This window comes from Mesorhizobium sp. M0751 (genome assembly GCF_040320265.1).
Lineage (GTDB): Bacteria > Pseudomonadota > Alphaproteobacteria > Rhizobiales > Rhizobiaceae > Mesorhizobium.
Genome location: NZ_JAMYPH010000013.1, coordinates 86304 through 102593, shown reverse-complemented (window position 1 = coordinate 102593; position 16290 = coordinate 86304). Strand labels below are relative to the sequence as shown.

Here is a 16290-nt window from a genome sequence, read left to right as displayed (position 1 = left end):
CCGATTCTGCCCGATTGCAAATCTCCGGCGCCGGAATCCCATCCTCAAAAAGGGATAGTCCATGAAGAACCCCGTCGAAACCTACATGAACCTCGTTCCGATGGTGGTCGAACAGACCAATCGCGGCGAGCGGGCCTACGACATTTTCTCGCGGCTCCTCAAGGAGCGTATCATTTTCATCACCGGCCCGGTCGAGGACGGCATGGCGACGCTGGTCTGCGCGCAACTGCTGTTCCTCGAGGCGGAGAATCCGAAGAAGGAAATCAACCTCTATATCAACTCACCCGGCGGCGTCGTCACCTCCGGCATGGCGATCTACGACACCATGCAGTTCATCAAGCCTGCCGTGTCGACGCTGTGCATCGGCCAGGCCGCATCGATGGGTTCGCTGCTCCTGACTGCCGGCCACAAGGACATGCGCTTTGCCACGCCGAACGCCCGCATCATGGTCCACCAGCCTTCCGGCGGCTTCCAGGGCCAGGCCTCCGACATCGAGCGCCATGCCCAGGACATCATCAAGCTGAAGCGCCGCCTCAACGAGGTTTACGTCAAGCACACCGGCAAGAGCTACGATGAGATTGAAAAAACGCTCGACCGTGACCATTTCATGACTGCCGACGAGGCCAGGGATTTCGGTCTCATCGACAAGGTCATTTCGTCACGTGAGCCGGTCGAAGGTATTGCCTTATAGGTCCGCGGTGGCCCCGCGGTGGCAATGAGTGGCGGGATCACGCGCTTTTGGCGCAGCTTGCGGCATTTCGGCCACAATTGGCTGTTCCCTCGACGGGTGCAATTGCCTACGTTAAGGCTATGTTGATTTTCGACGGCTTAGCTTTGCGTGGGGTTGTTCGAATCATTGCCCCGTTTTCCGATTTGTGTTTCGTACGGAATGCGTTGCGGGAGCCGGGGCACTGGCGGCAGCGGATTCCCGCGATAGATTGAATATGCGCCCTTTCAACCAGACCATCGGCGGGCGGCCATGAAAGGACAGGAAAATGAGCAAGGTCGGCAACAACAGCGGTGATTCCAAGAACACGCTTTATTGCTCGTTTTGCGGCAAAAGCCAGCACGAAGTGCGCAAGCTGATCGCCGGGCCGACGGTGTTCATCTGCGACGAATGCGTCGAACTGTGCATGGACATCATCCGCGAGGAGAACAAGACCTCGATGGTGAAGTCGCGCGAGGGCGTGCCGACCCCGCAGGAAATCCTCAAGGTTCTCGACGACTACGTCATCGGCCAGCCCTACGCCAAGCGCGTGCTGTCGGTGGCCGTCCACAACCACTACAAGCGCCTCGCCCATGCCGGCAAGAACAACGACGTCGAGCTGGCGAAGTCCAACATCCTGCTGATCGGCCCGACCGGTTGCGGCAAGACGCTGCTGGCGCAGACGCTGGCCCGCATCATCGACGTCCCCTTCACCATGGCCGATGCGACGACGTTGACCGAGGCCGGCTATGTCGGCGAGGACGTCGAGAACATCATCCTGAAGCTGTTGCAGTCGGCCGACTACAACGTCGAGCGCGCCCAGCGCGGCATCGTCTATATCGACGAGATCGACAAGATCTCGCGCAAGTCGGACAATCCCTCGATCACCCGCGACGTGTCGGGCGAGGGCGTGCAGCAGGCACTTTTGAAGATCATGGAAGGCACTGTCGCCTCCGTGCCGCCGCAGGGCGGCAGGAAGCATCCGCAGCAGGAATTCCTGCAGGTCGACACCGCCAACATCCTGTTTATCTGCGGCGGCGCTTTTGCCGGCCTGGACAAGATCATCTCGGATCGCGGCAGGAAGACCTCGATCGGTTTCGGCGCCATCGTCGCTTCGCCCGAGGATCGCCGCACCGGCGATGTTTTCCGCCTGGTCGAGCCTGAGGATCTCTTGAAGTTCGGCCTCATTCCCGAGTTCGTCGGTCGTCTGCCTGTCCTGGCGACGCTGGAGGATCTCGACGAGCCGGCACTGATCCAGATCCTGACCGAGCCGAAGAACGCTCTGGTCAAGCAGTATCAGCGGCTGTTCGAGATGGAGAATGTCGACCTGACCTTCCACGAGAACGCGCTGTCGGCGATCGCCAAGCGCGCCATCGAGCGCAAGACCGGCGCTCGTGGCCTGCGGTCGATCATGGAAGCGATCCTGCTCGACACCATGTTCGAGCTGCCGGCGCTGGAAGGCGTGCGCGAAGTGGTTATTTCGGAAGAGGTGGTGTCAGGCAACGCCAGGCCGCTCTACATCTATTCCGAGCAGAAGGAAAAGAAGGGCAACGTCAGCGCCTGACGTGAGCCGGCAATGGATTTTTCTGAAACGGCGCCGCAGGGCGCCGTTTTGCTGTCGCACACAGCCTACGGCGCCGCGTAATGGCCGCGGATTGGAGGGACGGACCGTGTTGACCCTTGATCTTTACCCCCTGTGCCTCCAACTAATGGCAGAAGGCCGTGGTGCCGAATTCTGTGCTGTAAAACTCCCGTCACAAACGGTGGTAGGCGGAACGATCCCCGGTCGTTAATATGAGATTCGCGGTTGGCCGATTGGCGGCCGCGACATGAAAGGTTGGACAATGGCCAAATTATCCAAGGCTCCCAGCGACGGCGTCTTCGCAGTCCTCCCACTGCGCGACATCGTGGTGTTCCCGCACATGATCGTTCCGCTCTTTGTCGGGCGTGAGAAATCGATCAAGGCGCTGGAAGAAGTGATGGGTCAGGAAAAGCAGATCCTGCTCGCGACCCAGATGAATGCCGCCGACGACGATCCGGAGCCCGATGCCATCTTTGACATCGGCACGCTCGCCAACGTGCTGCAATTGCTGAAACTGCCGGACGGCACCGTGAAGGTGCTGGTCGAAGGTGCATCGCGCGCGAAAATCGTCGCGTTCACCGACCGTCCCGATTTCCATGAAGCCCGTGCTGCGGCGCTGGTCGAACCGGATGAAGAAGAGGTCGAGGTCGAGGCGCTGGCGCGTTCCGTGGTCACCGACTTCGAGAACTACGTCAAGCTGAACAAGAAGATCTCGCCCGAAGTGGTGGGTGCCGCCAGCCAGATCGACGACTATTCCAAGCTCGCCGACACGGTCGCTTCGCATCTTGCTATCAAGATCCCCGAGAAACAGGAGATGCTCGCCACGCTGTCCGTCAAGGAACGGCTGGAAAAGGCGATGGGCTTCATGGAAGCCGAAATCTCGGTGCTGCAGGTCGAGAAGCGCATCCGCTCGCGCGTCAAGCGCCAGATGGAGAAGACGCAGCGCGAATACTACCTCAACGAGCAGATGAAAGCGATCCAGAAGGAGCTCGGCGAAGGCGAGGACGGCCGCGACGAGGCCGCCGAGATCGAGGCGCGCATCAAGAAGACCAAGCTCTCCAAGGAGGCCCGCGAAAAGGCGGAAGCCGAACTGAAGAAGCTGCGGACGATGTCGCCGATGTCGGCTGAATCGACCGTCGTGCGCAACTATCTCGACTGGCTGCTGTCGATCCCGTGGGGCAGGAACTCCAAGGTTAAGCAGGATCTGGCCTTTGCCCAGAATGTGCTCGATACGGATCATTTCGGCCTCGACAAGGTCAAGGACCGCATCGTCGAATACCTCGCCGTGCAGAGCCGCCAGAAGAAGCTGAAGGGGCCGATCCTGTGCCTCGTCGGACCTCCAGGCGTCGGCAAGACCTCGCTCGGCAAGTCGATCGCTAAGGCGACCGGCCGCGAGTTCATCCGCATGGCGCTGGGCGGCGTGCGCGACGAGGCCGAGATACGTGGCCACCGCCGCACCTATATCGGCTCGATGCCCGGCAAGGTCATCCAGTCGATGAAGAAGGCGAAGAAATCCAACCCGCTCTTCCTGCTCGACGAGATCGACAAGATGGGCCAGGATTTCCGCGGCGATCCGTCATCGGCTTTGCTCGAGGTGCTCGATCCCGAGCAGAACTCGACGTTCATGGACCATTACCTCGAGGTCGAATACGACCTGTCGAGCGTGATGTTCGTGACGACGGCGAACACGCTGAACATCCCTGCGCCCTTGATGGACCGCATGGAGATCATCCGTATCGCCGGCTACACCGAGGACGAGAAGATCGAGATCGCCAAGCGTCACCTGATGCCCAAGGTGATCCGCGACCACGCGTTGCAGCCGAAGGAGTTCTCCGTCGGCGAGGATGCGATCCGCGGCATCATCCAGACCTACACCCGTGAAGCGGGCGTCAGGAGCCTGGAACGCGAGCTGATGAAGCTCGGTCGCAAGGCGGTGACCGAGATCCTGAAGACGAAGAAGAAGACGATCAACATCACGGCGGACAATCTTGCCGATTACCTTGGTGTTCCGCGCTTCCGCTTCGGCCAGGTCGAGAGCGACGATCAGGTCGGCGTGGTCACCGGGCTCGCCTGGACGGAAGTCGGCGGCGAGCTGTTGACGGTGGAAGGCGTCATGATGCCCGGCAAGGGGCGCATGACGGTGACCGGCAATCTGCGCGACGTGATGAAGGAATCGATCTCTGCGGCGGCCTCTTACGTCCGCTCGCGGGCCATCGATTTCGGCGTCGAGCCGCCGCTGTTCGACAAGCGCGATATCCACGTCCACGTGCCGGAGGGTGCAACCCCGAAGGACGGACCGTCGGCTGGCGTGGCGATGGCGACGGCGATCGTCTCTGTGCTGACCGGTATCCCGGTCAGGGCCGATGTGGCGATGACCGGCGAGATCACGCTGCGCGGCAGGGTGCTGCCGATCGGCGGCCTTAAGGAAAAGCTGCTTGCCGCGCTGCGCGGCGGCATCAAGAAGGTGCTGATCCCGGAAGAGAACGCCAAGGATCTGGCGGAGATTCCGGAAAACGTGAAGAGCGGCATGGAAATCATTCCGGTCTCACGCGTTGGCGAAGTGTTGCGCCATGCGCTGGTGCGCATGCCGGAACCGATCCAGTGGGTGGAACCCGTTAATGCGCCGGCCGTGGTCGATGTCGGAGACGAGGCTGGTAAATCGCTGGCGCATTAGCACTTGCTAAAGTTGCAATGCACAAAGAGAGAGCCGGGCCTTGAGCCCGGCTTTTTCATGTGAAGAACCGCGGATTTCCGGGCTTTTTTCAACTTTCTTGGCGCTTTTCGACTTGGTTGCCGGGGCGCTTCTTTCTAAAGTCCGTTTCCTGCCGGATGAGTCGAGTGTTCCGGTTTTCTCATGGAAGGGAATTTTTATGAACAAGAACGAACTGGTATCCGCTGTCGCCGATGCCGCGAGTATTTCGAAGGGTGACGCGCAGTCGGCGGTTGATGCGGTGTTTTCCGTCATCACCGGCGAACTGAAAAAGGGCGGCGATGTCCGGCTTGTCGGCTTCGGAAATTTCACCGTGTCAAAACGCGCCGCGTCGACCGGCCGCAATCCGCAGACCGGTGCGGAAGTGAAGATCCCGGCGCGCACCGTGCCGAAGTTCTCGGCCGGCAAGGGCCTCAAGGACGCGGTCAACTAAGCGCCTCCTTAAGTCTTTCAGAGAAAAGAAAAGCCGGCATATCCGGTTTTTCTTTTCTGTTGGAAAAAGCGGCGCTATGCCGTCGGCGCGTCAGTGCGCATCAAGCCTTCCTTCTTGAGATCGGCCCACAGCGCCGATGGCAGCTTCGCGTCGAGCAGCGAGCGATTGCTTTCGACTTCGCCCGGCCGCTGGCCGCCGGGGATTACCGAGACGACGGAAGGATGCAGCAGCGGGAACTGCAGCGCCGCCTCGATCAGGCGCACGCCGTGGCGCTTGCAGACGGCCTCGATGCGAGCGACGTGGTCGATGATGTCCTGCGGCGCCTCCGAATAGTTGTAGTAGGCGCCGGGCTTGGGCCCGGTTGCCAGGATGCCGGAATTGTAAGGCCCGCCGAGAACGATGCCGATGCCGCGTTGCTGGCATAGCGGCAGGAAAGACTGCAGCGCTTCCTGCTCCAGCAGCGTGTAACGCCCGGCAAGCAGGAACAGATCGAAATCGCCGCGCTCGGCCAGCGTCTGGGCAACCTGCCACTCGTTGATGCCGCCGCCGAACGCCTTGATCACGCCCTGGTCGCGCAATGCCAGCAATCCGTAATAGCCGGAGCTCATGAATTCCTGGATCCGCTGGTCCGAGGCTTCCTTGCTGCCATGGGTGAAGATGTCGACATCGTGCACGAAGAGGATGTCGATGCGGTCGACGCCGAGCCGTTCCAGCGAGGCCTCGAAGGAGCGCATGACGCCGTCATAGCTGTAATCGTAGACCTCGCGGCGCGATGGGGTGTCGAAGAATTTGCCGATGCCGGTGCGCTGTTCCGGCGGGCAGGCGCGCATGATGCGCCCGACCTTGCTGGACAGCACGTAGTCGTCGCGCTTCTTCGAACGCAGGAACGGATTGAGCCGCGTTTCGGCTAGCCCCAGCCCATAAAGCGGCGCGGTGTCGAAGTAGCGGCAGCCGACCCGCCACGCCGCCTCCAGGGTGGCATTGGCATCCGCATCGGAGACGGCGCGGTAGAGATTGCCGAGCGGCGCAGTGCCGAAGCCGAGCTCGGTGAAGTTGATGCCGCCATTGCCGATGCGGTCGAAATGCCGTGTCTTCATATGCTGTCGTTTCCTCATTTGGATTTGCCGTGACACTATCACGGCTGCGGCGCATCAAAAGCACTGCGTGTCGTTGGACACCGATTTTCGCGGTGATAGCATGAATGAAAACAAGCCGTTCGGGGCAGATGTGACTGAGATATTCAAGTGGTTCTCCGGCACCTGCAAGCTGGTGCAAATGTGATGACGGACGCCGGCGATAACCTGTTTGGGATTGCGCTGAGCGAGCTTGGCACCGTGCTGGAGCGCATCGACGCAAGCCGCATCGACGCCGCTTGCGCCATCTTGGCCGGCGCGAAAAAGATCGTCACCTATGGCTGCGGCCGCGAGGTGCTGCAGGTCAAGGGTTTTGCCATGCGGCTCTACCATCTCGGTCTGCCGGTGTCGGTCGTCGGCGACATGACCACACCGCCGCTGGGCGCGGGCGATGTCTTCCTCGCCAGTTCCGGCCCGGGGGAGACGTCGACGGTGCTGACCTTGATGCGGGTCGCACGCGATGCCGGTGCCGCCGTTCTGCTGCTCACCGCGCAAGCCGACAGCACTGCCGCGAAGCTGGCCGACTTCACACTGCTTATCCCGGCTCAGACCATGGCCGACGACCAGGGCCCGGAAAAGACATCCGTGCTGCCGATGGGCTCGGTTTTCGAAGGCGCGCTGTTCGTCCTCTTCGAAGTGATGGTGCTGAAGCTCAGGGATCTGACCGGCGTCTCGCCGGAAGCGATGCGCGCCCGCCACACCAATATGGAGTAGGTGTCATGCGCTACGAATTGATGCTGCCGCATCAGATCCGCAAGGCGATCGCCGAGAACCGGCCGGTCGTGTTGCCGCTCGGTGTGCTCGAATATCATGGCGAGCACATGGCCGTCGGCATGGACACGCTGGTGGTGGTCAAGAGCCTGGAACTGTTCGAAAAAGAAGCCGAGATCGTCATTCTGCCGCCCTTCTATTACGGCGCGGCGAGCTATGCGGTTGCAGCACCGGAGGGCAGGGGTTCGGTGCAGGTCGGCGGCAATGTGCTGACGCCATTTGCGGAAGAACTGTTCTATAGCCTGCTGCGCATCGGCTTCCGCAACATCCACGCCATCATTCACCACCAGACCGAAAATTTTGCCGCCGGCATGCCAACCGATCTCGCCTTCAAGGCCGCCGGCCGGCAGGCGATCTTCCGCTTCCTGGAGAAAGAACGCGGTGAAGGCTGGTGGGGCTCTGCGGCGATGGCCGACTATTATGCCGAGCACGCCGAGGGCATCAATTTCTTCAACTGGGTGCAGGTGCATCCGCTGATGCCGGCTTCAATGCACAGCCGGTACCCGTTCGATCATGCCGGCATCGGCGAGACGTCACTGATGCTGGCGCTGTGCCCGGAAGCGGTCGATGCCGATCGCTTCGCCGACAACACCGGCTGGTACACGGCAAGCGCCTCCGAAGCCTCGGCGGAACTGGGGCAAAAAGGGGTTGCCATGATCCTCGAGCATTTGCGGGCAACACTTTCGGGTTAGCGCGCTTTTCCCTTCTCCCCTTGTTGTGGAGAAGGGAAGGCTGGCGCAATTACTTCACCGCGCCCGCGGTCATGCCCATGATCAGGTAACGCTCGAGCGCGATGCCGATGACGGCGAGCGGTGTGATGGCGGCGGTGGCAAGCGCTGCCATCGACCACCAGTTGATGCCTTGCGAGCCGGTCTGGCTCGCCACCATGACAGGAATGGTCTTGGCGTCGGTCGAGGTCAAAAGCGCGGCGAAGAAATACTCGTTCCAGCACAGCACCATCGCCAGGATGAAGGCGGCGACCATGCCCGGCAGCGCGATCGGCATGACGATGCGCAAGAACGCGCCCCAGATCGACAGGCCGTCGACGAGGGCTGCTTCCTCAAGCTCGACGGGAATGGAATTGAACTGGTCGCGCATGATCCAGATGACGATCGGCAGCACCATCAGCGTATAGAGCAGGATCAGCCCGACGCGCGTGTCGAGCATGCCGACTTCCCGGTAAAGCACGAGAAAGGGCAGCGCCAACACGACCGGCGGCAGGATCAGCTGCGACAGGAAGAAGAACGAGATGTCCTCGTTCTTGAACCAGGCGAAATGGTAGCGATAGCGGGTAAGTCCGTAGGCGGCGAGGCTGCCGATGATGATGGCGAGGCTCGATGCGCCGACCGAGGTGATCACCGAATTCATGAAGCGCTTGAGGAATTCCTCGCGCACGGTCGAGGTCTGGAAGATCGAGTCCGGTGAAAGGCCGAGCGAGCGCCAGCCTTTCCAATCCGGCTGGAAATCGACGAACGGGATCAAATGACCTTGAGTGACGTCGACCGCGGTCTTGAACGAGGTGGTTATCGTCCAATAGATCGGGAACAGGCAGATGAACGCCCAGAAGGCGAGCGCGCCGTAGATGAAGACGCGACTGGCGACGAAGCTCGCCGGCGAGCGGATCTCCGAGGCGACATATTCGGTGGTCTGGACGCTCATCTTGTTTCAATTCACCCGATCTTGCTTCAATTGACATTGCGCACGAAGCGGTTGGCAAATTTCAACAGCCACGTGACGAACACAATGATGATGACCAGATAGGCCATCGCCAGCATAGTGCCGTAGCCGACATTCGAGCGGTCGCGATACTCGCGATAGATGAAGCTCGACACGGAATCTGTCGCACCGCCCGGACCGCCGGACGTCACCGTGATGATGATGTCGGCAAGCTTCAGCTTGAAGATGATGCGCAGGATCACCGCCGTCACCGACACCGGCAGCATCAGCGGGAAAGTGACCTGCCAGAAGGTCTGCCAGGCGTTGGCGCCGTCGACCCGCGCGGCTTCGAGCACCTCGCGCGACATCGCCTGCAGCCCAGCCAGCAGCATGATCATCATGAACGGGATGAAGGTCCACGCGTCGAGCACCATGATCGAGATGCGGGCAGTGATCGGGTTGGAGAAGAAGGCCGGGTTTTCCCAGCCGAGATGCCGCGCCAGCGTCGCGGCCGGTCCGAAGCGGTACTCCATCAGCGATTTGCCGATCATCCACGACACCGCGACGGGTGACAGCATCAAGGGCAAGAGGAAGACAACGCGGAAGAATTTTCGCGCCCGGATCTGCGCGTTGAGCAACAACGCCAGGCCAAAGGCAATGATATATTCGACCGACACCGCCAGCACATAGAGCGCCATGTTGAACAGCGCGTTGCGGTAGTAGGGATCGCCCAGCATCTGCCAGAAATTGGCGAGCCCGTTGAACGTGCGGCCGCTGAAGGAACTGAGGTTCCAGTCGGTGAGCGCGATGTAGAAACCGAACAGGGTTGGGAAGATCACCATGGCGATGGTGAACAGCAGCGCCGGCAGCAGGAACAGGGCACGCTGGCCGTCCTCGCCGCGGGTCAGCACCTGGCCGGCGCCAATCGCCAGGCCCCACAGAACATAGGCATAGACGACGGGCCGCCAGGTCTCGAAGCCGATGGTGTCGGCTTCGGTCTTGTACAGGATCTCCAGCGCGATTACCGCCAGCAAGCCAAGCGTCGCAACGGCCATCAGCCCCCAGCCGAGCCGTTTGCGGCGAGGGGAAATCAGATCGGAAGGGACGGCATCCGCCGGCCACGGGTTTACGGTCGAAGTCTGGTCAGCCACAAATTTCGCCCGTTTGAAGGCTCATCGAGGAGCCGGAGCTGTCTGGTGTGGTCCGGCGTTGCCGCCGGACCACGGTTTCACATAGCCTACATGCCGAGCGAGGCCTTGTAGAGCTTGATCTGGTTGTCGCGGCCGATCTGGTCGGTCAGCTTCTCCCAGGCCGCCGCAATGGCATCGGCGCCTTCCTGTGCCTTCATCTTGCCGGCGAAGGTGTTGGCCAAAATATCCTCGGCGGCGCTGTAGTATTGGAAGATGCCGGGGATGCGTGGCTCGATCGCCGCGTTCGGATGGTTGTAGCTGTCGGATTCCGACTTGAGGTACGAGGTGATGAACGCCTCGTCGTAGCCGGCCGCCACCCACTCCGGAATATCGAAATGGCTGTTGCGGTAAGGCTGGAAGCCCGACGGATACGCCGCGCACCACAGTGACAGGTCCTTGCCGCCGAGATGGGCGGCGGCGGACCAGGCTGCCTTCTTCTTCTTCTCGTCGCTGTCGACGCGGGCCATGACATAGACGCCCCAGCCGAGATAGGCGCAGTTTGGCGCATAGTTCGGGCCGCTGGCGAGCTTGTCCCACTTGCCGGTCTTGGAATTATAGACATCGTCCGAGCCCGGCAGGATCGAGAAGCCTGTGACGTCGCCGACGACCGAGGAGTCGTTAGTCTTCGCATTCGAGCCAGCGTCTCCCCACCAAGCCAGCATCGAACCAGTGCCGCCCAGGAATTGGGAGAAACAGGTCTGGTTCGGGTCGGCATTGATTTGATCCTGCGGTTCGAAGGGCAGCGCGTCGATCACGTCCTGGATCGCCCGCACCCAAGCCGGGTTGTTGACGCGCGGCTTCATCGTATCGGCGTCGAACAGCCACGCCTTGTCATCAGGGTGCTTAGCATAAGCACTGGCACGGCTGCCGAGGAAGTAGAAGCCGAATCCACCCCATGCCTTGGGCGCGTCGAGGTAGCCGTAGACGTCCTGGCCCTTCATCTGCTTGCCCTTGAGGAACTTGGTCACGGCCTGCACCTGCTGCCAGGTCTTCGGCACGCCCCATTCCGTCAGGCCTGCCTTGTCGCCGCTATCGGCTTTCCAGGCTGCTGCCAGATCAGAGTCGGAGAACACGTCGGTGCGGTAGTTGAAGTTGTGCGCGTCTCCGTCGACGGTCACGCGATACTGCTTGCCGTTCCAGGTGCCGACCGGCGGCTTCAGATAGGCCACCAGATCGTCCATATCGATCTGCTTCCTTACCCAGTCGGGCATCTCGGAAGTGAGGCCCTTGCCGCAGACATCGCCTTCGAAAGGAGCGCCCATCTCGACGATATCAAAGTCGATTGTGTTCGTGGCGATAGCCTGCTGCAGGCGCGGATTGTAGTCCGCCTGTGCAAGGTCGATCCAGTTGATCTTGGCGCCGGTATAGGCCTCCCACGGCTTCAGGAAGCCGCGGAAAAGCACATTGTGCAGGTTCTGGTTGTTGAGGCCCATGAAGGAGAGCTCGACGCCGGCGAATTCGCCTTCCTTAACGTTGGCCTTGGTGGCTTCGAGGCAAAGCTCGCCGACCTTCTGGAAGTCGGCATCGGTCGGCTGACCTTTGCCGACGCCAGGGATCTGCAGGATCTTGGTGCGCAGCTCGCTGGCAGCCGAAGCCGGCCGCGTCAGTGCGCCGAGGCCGGCGCCGGATGCCGCGGCGATCGCGGCCATGCTGGCCGCCCCCTTCAGCACGTCGCGGCGGGTGGCCCCGGCGCGGACAAGTTGGTTATAAAGGCTGATTTTCATCTCGTTCCTCCCAGAAGGTCAATTGTGAATAGGTTCAGATGGTGGAGCGCCGATTATGTTCCCCAACGACAGCGACTCCCGTAAATAGCGGCCCGAATTCTCCCTCCCGCGACGCTTGGCATTCAGTGCCGGACAAGCGTACCGGTGCGCCCGGAACAGGGTCATAAGCCGGGCAGTTGTCACTATTCGCACAACGAAGTGCGGTGTCAACGTGAATGGGTTTTTTATCTATAAGAGACTGACTTGCCCTCGCCGTTTGCGTTGTTTAGCTTCACGGCAAATGAAGGGGGAATGATGGCTCAAGTCGCGATCCGCAATGTGGCCAAGGCGTTCGGAACCGTCAAGGTTCTGCACGATGTCAGCGTCGACATCGCCGACGGGCAGTTCGTGGTGCTGGTCGGGCCTTCCGGCTGCGGCAAGTCCACGCTGCTGAGGATGGTGGCCGGGCTGGAAACGGTCTCCGGCGGCACCATCGCCATCGGCGAGCGCGTCGTCAACCATCTGCCGCCGGCCAAGCGCGACATCGCCATGGTGTTCCAGAACTACGCGCTCTATCCGCACAAGACGGTCGAGCAGAACATGGCCTTTGCTCTCAAGCTGCGCAAAACCGACCCGGCGGTGGTCACTGAGCGGGTCAAGCGCGCCGCCGACATCCTCGACCTCAACCCCTACCTCAAGCGCTATCCGCGCCAGCTTTCCGGCGGCCAGCGTCAGCGTGTCGCCATGGGCCGCGCCATCGTGCGCAACCCGCAGGTGTTCCTCTTCGACGAGCCGCTCTCCAATCTCGACGCCAAGCTGCGTGTCCAGATGCGCACCGAGATCAAGGAACTGCACCAGCGGCTGAAGACCACCACCATCTACGTCACCCACGACCAGATCGAGGCCATGACCATGGCCGACAAGATCGTGGTGATGCGCGACGGTCGCATCGAACAGGTCGGCGCGCCGCTGGAATTGTTCGACCGGCCGGCCAACCTGTTTGTCGCTGGCTTCATCGGCTCGCCCTCGATGAACCTGCTCAAGGGCGTCGTGCGCAAGGGCGACAAGCCCGTCGTCGAGATCGCCGGGACGCCGTTCCCGATTGCGGCGACCAGTGCCGTCGAGGATGGCCGTAATGTCGTCTACGGCGTGCGGCCCGAGCATCTCGAAATCCATCCCGATGGTGTTCCGGCGAAGATTTCGGTGGTCGAGCCGACCGGTTCCGAGACTTTGGTGTTCCTGCGCTTCGGCGAGGGCGAGATGGTGGCGCTGTTCCGTGAGCGCCACGACTTCAAGCCGGGCGACACACTGCACCTGAAACCACGGCTCGACCAGGTGCATCTCTTCGACGCAGAGACCGGCAAGCGGCTCTGATTTCGCCCCAGCAAACTTCGCGAGGAATACCATGCTCAAAGGAATCAATCCCCTGCTCAATGCCGATGTGCTGCAGGCGCTGCGGGCGATGGGTCACGGTGACGATCTGATTATCGCCGACACCAATTTCCCGTCCGATTCGGTGGCGCGCCAGACCGTGCTTGGCCGGCTGCTGCGCATCGATGCGTCGGCGGCCGAGGTGGTCAAGGCGGTGCTTTCGCTCTATCCGCTGGACACCTTCGTCGACGACGCGGCCGCGCGCATGGAGATCGTCGGCAAGCCGGTCGAAATCCCTGCCGTGCAGCAGGAAGTGCAAAAAGAGATCGATGCCGCCGAGGGCAAGGCCTGGCCGATGATCTCGGTCGAGCGCTACGCCTTCTACGAACGCGCCAAGAAGGCCTATTGCGTCATCCAGACCGGCGAGCGTCGCTTCTATGGCTGTTTTGCCTTCCGCAAGGGCGTCGTGCCACCGGATGCGGAGTAGCGGCATGCCGGGAAGACCGATTGTCATGAAGCCTATTGTCATATTGGGCGTCTTCGTCGCCGACACCGCCTACCGCGCCGCCCGCCAGCCGCGCATGGGCGAGACGATCCTGGGCACGTCCTTCACGCTCGGCCCCGGCGGCAAGGGCTCGAACCAGGCAGTGGCGGCCGGCCGGCTCGGCGCCGATATCACCTTCCTTACCCGCCTCGGGGTCGATCCTTTTGCCGACATGGCGAGACAGACCTGGTCGCACGCCGGCGTGAAGAGCGCCGTCATCGACACGCCGAAAAGCTACACCGGTGCCGCCTATATCTTCATCGAGGAGACGAGCGGCAACAACGCCATTATCGTCAGCCCCGGTGCGGCGATGCTGATCTCGCCCGCCGATATCGAGGCAAATGCCGGCCTGATCCGCGCGGCCGGCGTCTTCGTCACCCAGCTCGAACAGCCGATCGAGGCGGCGCTGCGGGCGCTGGAGATCGCGCGCGGGGCAGGGGTGACCACCATCCTCAACCCGGCGCCGGCGGCCAAGCTTCCGGACCGCATCTATACGCTTTGCGACTATGTCACGCCGAACGAGACCGAGGCCGAGGAACTGACCGGCATCAAGGTGTCCTCCATCGACGATGCCCGCCGCGCCGCCGACAGCCTGCTCGAGAAGGGCGTTGGCGCCGTCATCGTGACGCTCGGCGAAAAGGGCGCGCTGCTGCACACGGCCGATCGTTCCGAGCATGTCGCAGCGGTCGCCGCCGGCCCGGTTGTCGAGACCACCGGCGCGGGCGACGCCTTCAATGGCGGCCTGGCGGCGGCGCTGTCGAGGGGGATGGAACCCTTGCAGGCCGTGCGCTTCGCCTGCGCCGTCGCCGGCATCTCGGTGACGCGCCCGGGCACCGCCCCGTCCATGCCGACGCTGCAGGAAGTCGAGGCACTGCCGGCGAGGCGGTGAGGTCGTGTGGATTACCTCACGAACGACGATGGTTTTTGACAAATCAACGTCGACATTTCTCCGACACCAAGGGCCGTGGCCCGAAGGAGAAATGGCGCGAGTGACGGGGCTCGAACCCGCGACCTCCGGCGTGACAGGCCGGCACTCTAACCAACTGAGCTACACCCGCGCATGGACGAGCACGTGTCAGCCGTGTTCGTCGTTGGGGCGGTGGATAAGGGGTAAGCCAGCGGGTGTCAAGCGGACCCGGACAGCATAACGGCAAACAGCAGAAGGTTTTTTGACAAGCCGAACTTTGTTGCCGAAACCGGCCCCCGGCCAAGCCACTGGCCGCTCATTTGGCCTTGCGAAGCCGGTCCTAACTGCTTAAAGGTCCGGCCCGGAGCGGGCGATTAGCTCAGTTGGTAGAGCGCTTCGTTTACACCGAAGATGTCGGCGGTTCGAGCCCGTCATCGCCCACCATTTTCCTCAATGTGTTCATCCAGGCATTGTCCTTTTGCAATGTCCGGTTCAAACGCCTGCACTGTCGCAGAATCGTCCAACTGGCGGTTGGTAGACGCAACTATCTGGCATCCCTTATCATTTCTCCTCGATCGCCCCGCCGTCGAAAAGATGCGGCGGGCTTCTTCGCTACCCAGGCGTTGGTCTTCGCGATATTGTCGGCCTGGTTTGGAGGTCGGAGCGTGAAAGAATTCCCTCGCAAGCCCGACAATAGCCAAGTAGCACGTGCTCGTCAGGCCACTGAACACGGGACCGCGCTGATTGAAGAGCTTCGCTACACGATCGCCCTATCGCGCCGGCTGATCGAGGCGTCGCATTCACTGCTGAAGCGGTCGCAGAGCCAAGGCGGGCGTCTCGAGAGTGATGGTATCGAGATTGGCTAACAAGCACGTGGGTTGTCGATGCTAAGGTCCCTCGTAGGGCACACGGACCCTGGATACTGAGCTGCCCGGCAAACAGACCAGCGATCAATGCAACCAATGGTTTCGTCTTTGTTGCGGTAACTTCGCTCCCAAACGCTTCACGGTTCGGGGTAGGGAGCATAAGTGCTAGGACTTTGGTCTGATCAATCGGTCTTCCCGTTGGGACCTAAGTCTGATCTGCTGCCTCCTTAGGTGGCAAACGATTGCCGAAAGCTAAAACTTGCAGTAATTCTAGAGATCACAAACAAAAACTAAACCTTACTTGCGTATGGGCATGGGCGGGAGCGAAAATATTCCTGGATGGCTTACGAGTCATCTTGCGAATGATCCTGTGATCGCAGGAGATCTCGCGGATAAGATATCGAAGGAGGCTGAAAAAATCCAGCTTCCAGGCGAACGGGTTTTGACAACCCGGAGCGAAGAAGACACCTTTAAGAAGGAAAAAGTTGAACCGTATCGCCGCACCACGGTTGCGGGAATCTTTGCCAGCGGCTCATTCCTAGCGTTATTGGTACTAACCATTTATCTGCTTTATGTGTTCTCCATTGTGGCCGGGGAAACGGTCGCGGATGTTCCCCTGCCGCCCACGCTGAACTAGTAGACGCTCCGCCACGACTCCGATTGGCCCGCACCGTGTTGACGCTGCGATCCTTCCATGTCCGTGGATGTCGTGTGCGAC

The 16290-nt window shown here is 61.2% G+C and carries 15 protein-coding genes and 2 tRNA genes; 12 read left to right on the top strand and 5 right to left on the bottom strand.

Annotated features, from left to right (window positions below):
• Positions 1-61: 61 nt before the first annotated feature.
• The 4 genes from NKI19_RS20420 to NKI19_RS20405 all read left to right on the top strand — a co-directional run bounded on the left by NKI19_RS20420 (position 62) and on the right by NKI19_RS20405 (position 5431).
• Positions 62-691 carry an ATP-dependent Clp protease proteolytic subunit gene (locus NKI19_RS20420; RefSeq protein WP_023674655.1) on the top strand — a complete coding sequence of 210 codons (630 nt, stop codon included), beginning with the start codon at positions 62-64 and terminating at the stop codon, positions 689-691.
• A 304-nt stretch (positions 692-995) separates the two neighbouring features.
• Positions 996-2270 carry an ATP-dependent Clp protease ATP-binding subunit ClpX gene (clpX, locus tag NKI19_RS20415; protein WP_006332719.1) on the top strand — a complete coding sequence of 425 codons (1275 nt, stop codon included), beginning with the start codon at positions 996-998 and terminating at the stop codon, positions 2268-2270.
• A gap of 280 nt (positions 2271-2550) precedes the next feature.
• The gene (gene lon, locus NKI19_RS20410; protein WP_352491903.1) at positions 2551-4962 is read left to right on the top strand and encodes an endopeptidase La; all 2412 of its coding nucleotides are present in this window, start codon (positions 2551-2553) and stop codon (positions 4960-4962) included.
• A 196-nt stretch (positions 4963-5158) separates the two neighbouring features.
• Positions 5159-5431: an HU family DNA-binding protein gene (locus NKI19_RS20405; protein WP_006201846.1), complete on the top strand. Its 273-nt coding sequence runs from the start codon at positions 5159-5161 to the stop codon at positions 5429-5431.
• A 74-nt stretch (positions 5432-5505) separates the two neighbouring features.
• On the opposite strand, the gene NKI19_RS20400 is transcribed toward NKI19_RS20405, so the two are convergent.
• Positions 5506-6528, bottom strand: coding sequence for an aldo/keto reductase (locus tag NKI19_RS20400; RefSeq protein WP_352491904.1), 1023 nt, complete (start codon positions 6526-6528; stop codon positions 5506-5508).
• Positions 6529-6711: 183 nt separating this feature from the next.
• Between NKI19_RS20400 and hxlB the strand changes: the two genes are divergently transcribed.
• Together hxlB and NKI19_RS20390 are read left to right on the top strand one after the other, a co-directional pair.
• The gene (hxlB, locus tag NKI19_RS20395) at positions 6712-7278 is read left to right on the top strand and encodes a 6-phospho-3-hexuloisomerase (protein ID WP_352491905.1); all 567 of its coding nucleotides are present in this window, start codon (positions 6712-6714) and stop codon (positions 7276-7278) included.
• Positions 7279-7283: 5 nt separating this feature from the next.
• Positions 7284-8027, top strand: a complete 744-nt coding sequence (locus NKI19_RS20390) for a creatininase family protein (protein ID WP_352491906.1) — start codon at positions 7284-7286, stop codon at positions 8025-8027.
• Positions 8028-8076: 49 nt separating this feature from the next.
• On the opposite strand, the gene NKI19_RS20385 is transcribed toward NKI19_RS20390, so the two are convergent.
• From NKI19_RS20385 to NKI19_RS20375, 3 genes are all read right to left on the bottom strand, one after another.
• A complete protein-coding gene (locus NKI19_RS20385) occupies positions 8077-8994 on the bottom strand; it encodes a carbohydrate ABC transporter permease (protein WP_352491907.1) in 918 nt (305 codons plus the stop codon).
• A gap of 26 nt (positions 8995-9020) precedes the next feature.
• Positions 9021-10142: a carbohydrate ABC transporter permease gene (locus tag NKI19_RS20380; protein WP_352491908.1), complete on the bottom strand. Its 1122-nt coding sequence runs from the start codon at positions 10140-10142 to the stop codon at positions 9021-9023.
• An 86-nt stretch (positions 10143-10228) separates the two neighbouring features.
• Positions 10229-11905, bottom strand: a complete 1677-nt coding sequence (locus tag NKI19_RS20375) for an ABC transporter substrate-binding protein (RefSeq protein WP_352491909.1) — start codon at positions 11903-11905, stop codon at positions 10229-10231.
• A gap of 294 nt (positions 11906-12199) precedes the next feature.
• Between NKI19_RS20375 and NKI19_RS20370 the strand changes: the two genes are divergently transcribed.
• The 3 genes from NKI19_RS20370 to rbsK are packed head-to-tail and all read left to right on the top strand — an operon-like array spanning position 12200 to position 14688.
• Positions 12200-13258 (top strand): ABC transporter ATP-binding protein, encoded by a 1059-nt coding sequence (locus NKI19_RS20370; protein ID WP_352456634.1) that lies wholly within the window; start codon positions 12200-12202, stop codon positions 13256-13258.
• Between the two features lie 31 nt (positions 13259-13289).
• Positions 13290-13742, top strand: coding sequence for an RbsD/FucU family protein (locus tag NKI19_RS20365; RefSeq protein ID WP_352491910.1), 453 nt, complete (start codon positions 13290-13292; stop codon positions 13740-13742).
• Between the two features lie 25 nt (positions 13743-13767).
• Positions 13768-14688 (top strand): ribokinase, encoded by a 921-nt coding sequence (gene rbsK / locus NKI19_RS20360; protein ID WP_352491911.1) that lies wholly within the window; start codon positions 13768-13770, stop codon positions 14686-14688.
• Positions 14689-14780: 92 nt separating this feature from the next.
• Here rbsK and NKI19_RS20355 read toward each other — a convergent pair.
• A tRNA-Asp gene (locus NKI19_RS20355) sits at positions 14781-14857 on the bottom strand.
• Between the two features lie 217 nt (positions 14858-15074).
• Between NKI19_RS20355 and NKI19_RS20350 the strand changes: the two genes are divergently transcribed.
• The 3 genes from NKI19_RS20350 (at position 15075) to NKI19_RS20340 (ending at position 16209) form a co-directional block, all read left to right on the top strand.
• Positions 15075-15150: transfer RNA gene (locus tag NKI19_RS20350), tRNA-Val, on the top strand.
• A gap of 221 nt (positions 15151-15371) precedes the next feature.
• Positions 15372-15572: a hypothetical protein gene (locus NKI19_RS20345; protein ID WP_352491912.1), complete on the top strand. Its 201-nt coding sequence runs from the start codon at positions 15372-15374 to the stop codon at positions 15570-15572.
• 313 nt (positions 15573-15885) lie between these two features.
• Positions 15886-16209 (top strand): hypothetical protein, encoded by a 324-nt coding sequence (locus tag NKI19_RS20340; RefSeq protein WP_352491913.1) that lies wholly within the window; start codon positions 15886-15888, stop codon positions 16207-16209.
• Positions 16210-16290: the final 81 nt, after the last annotated feature.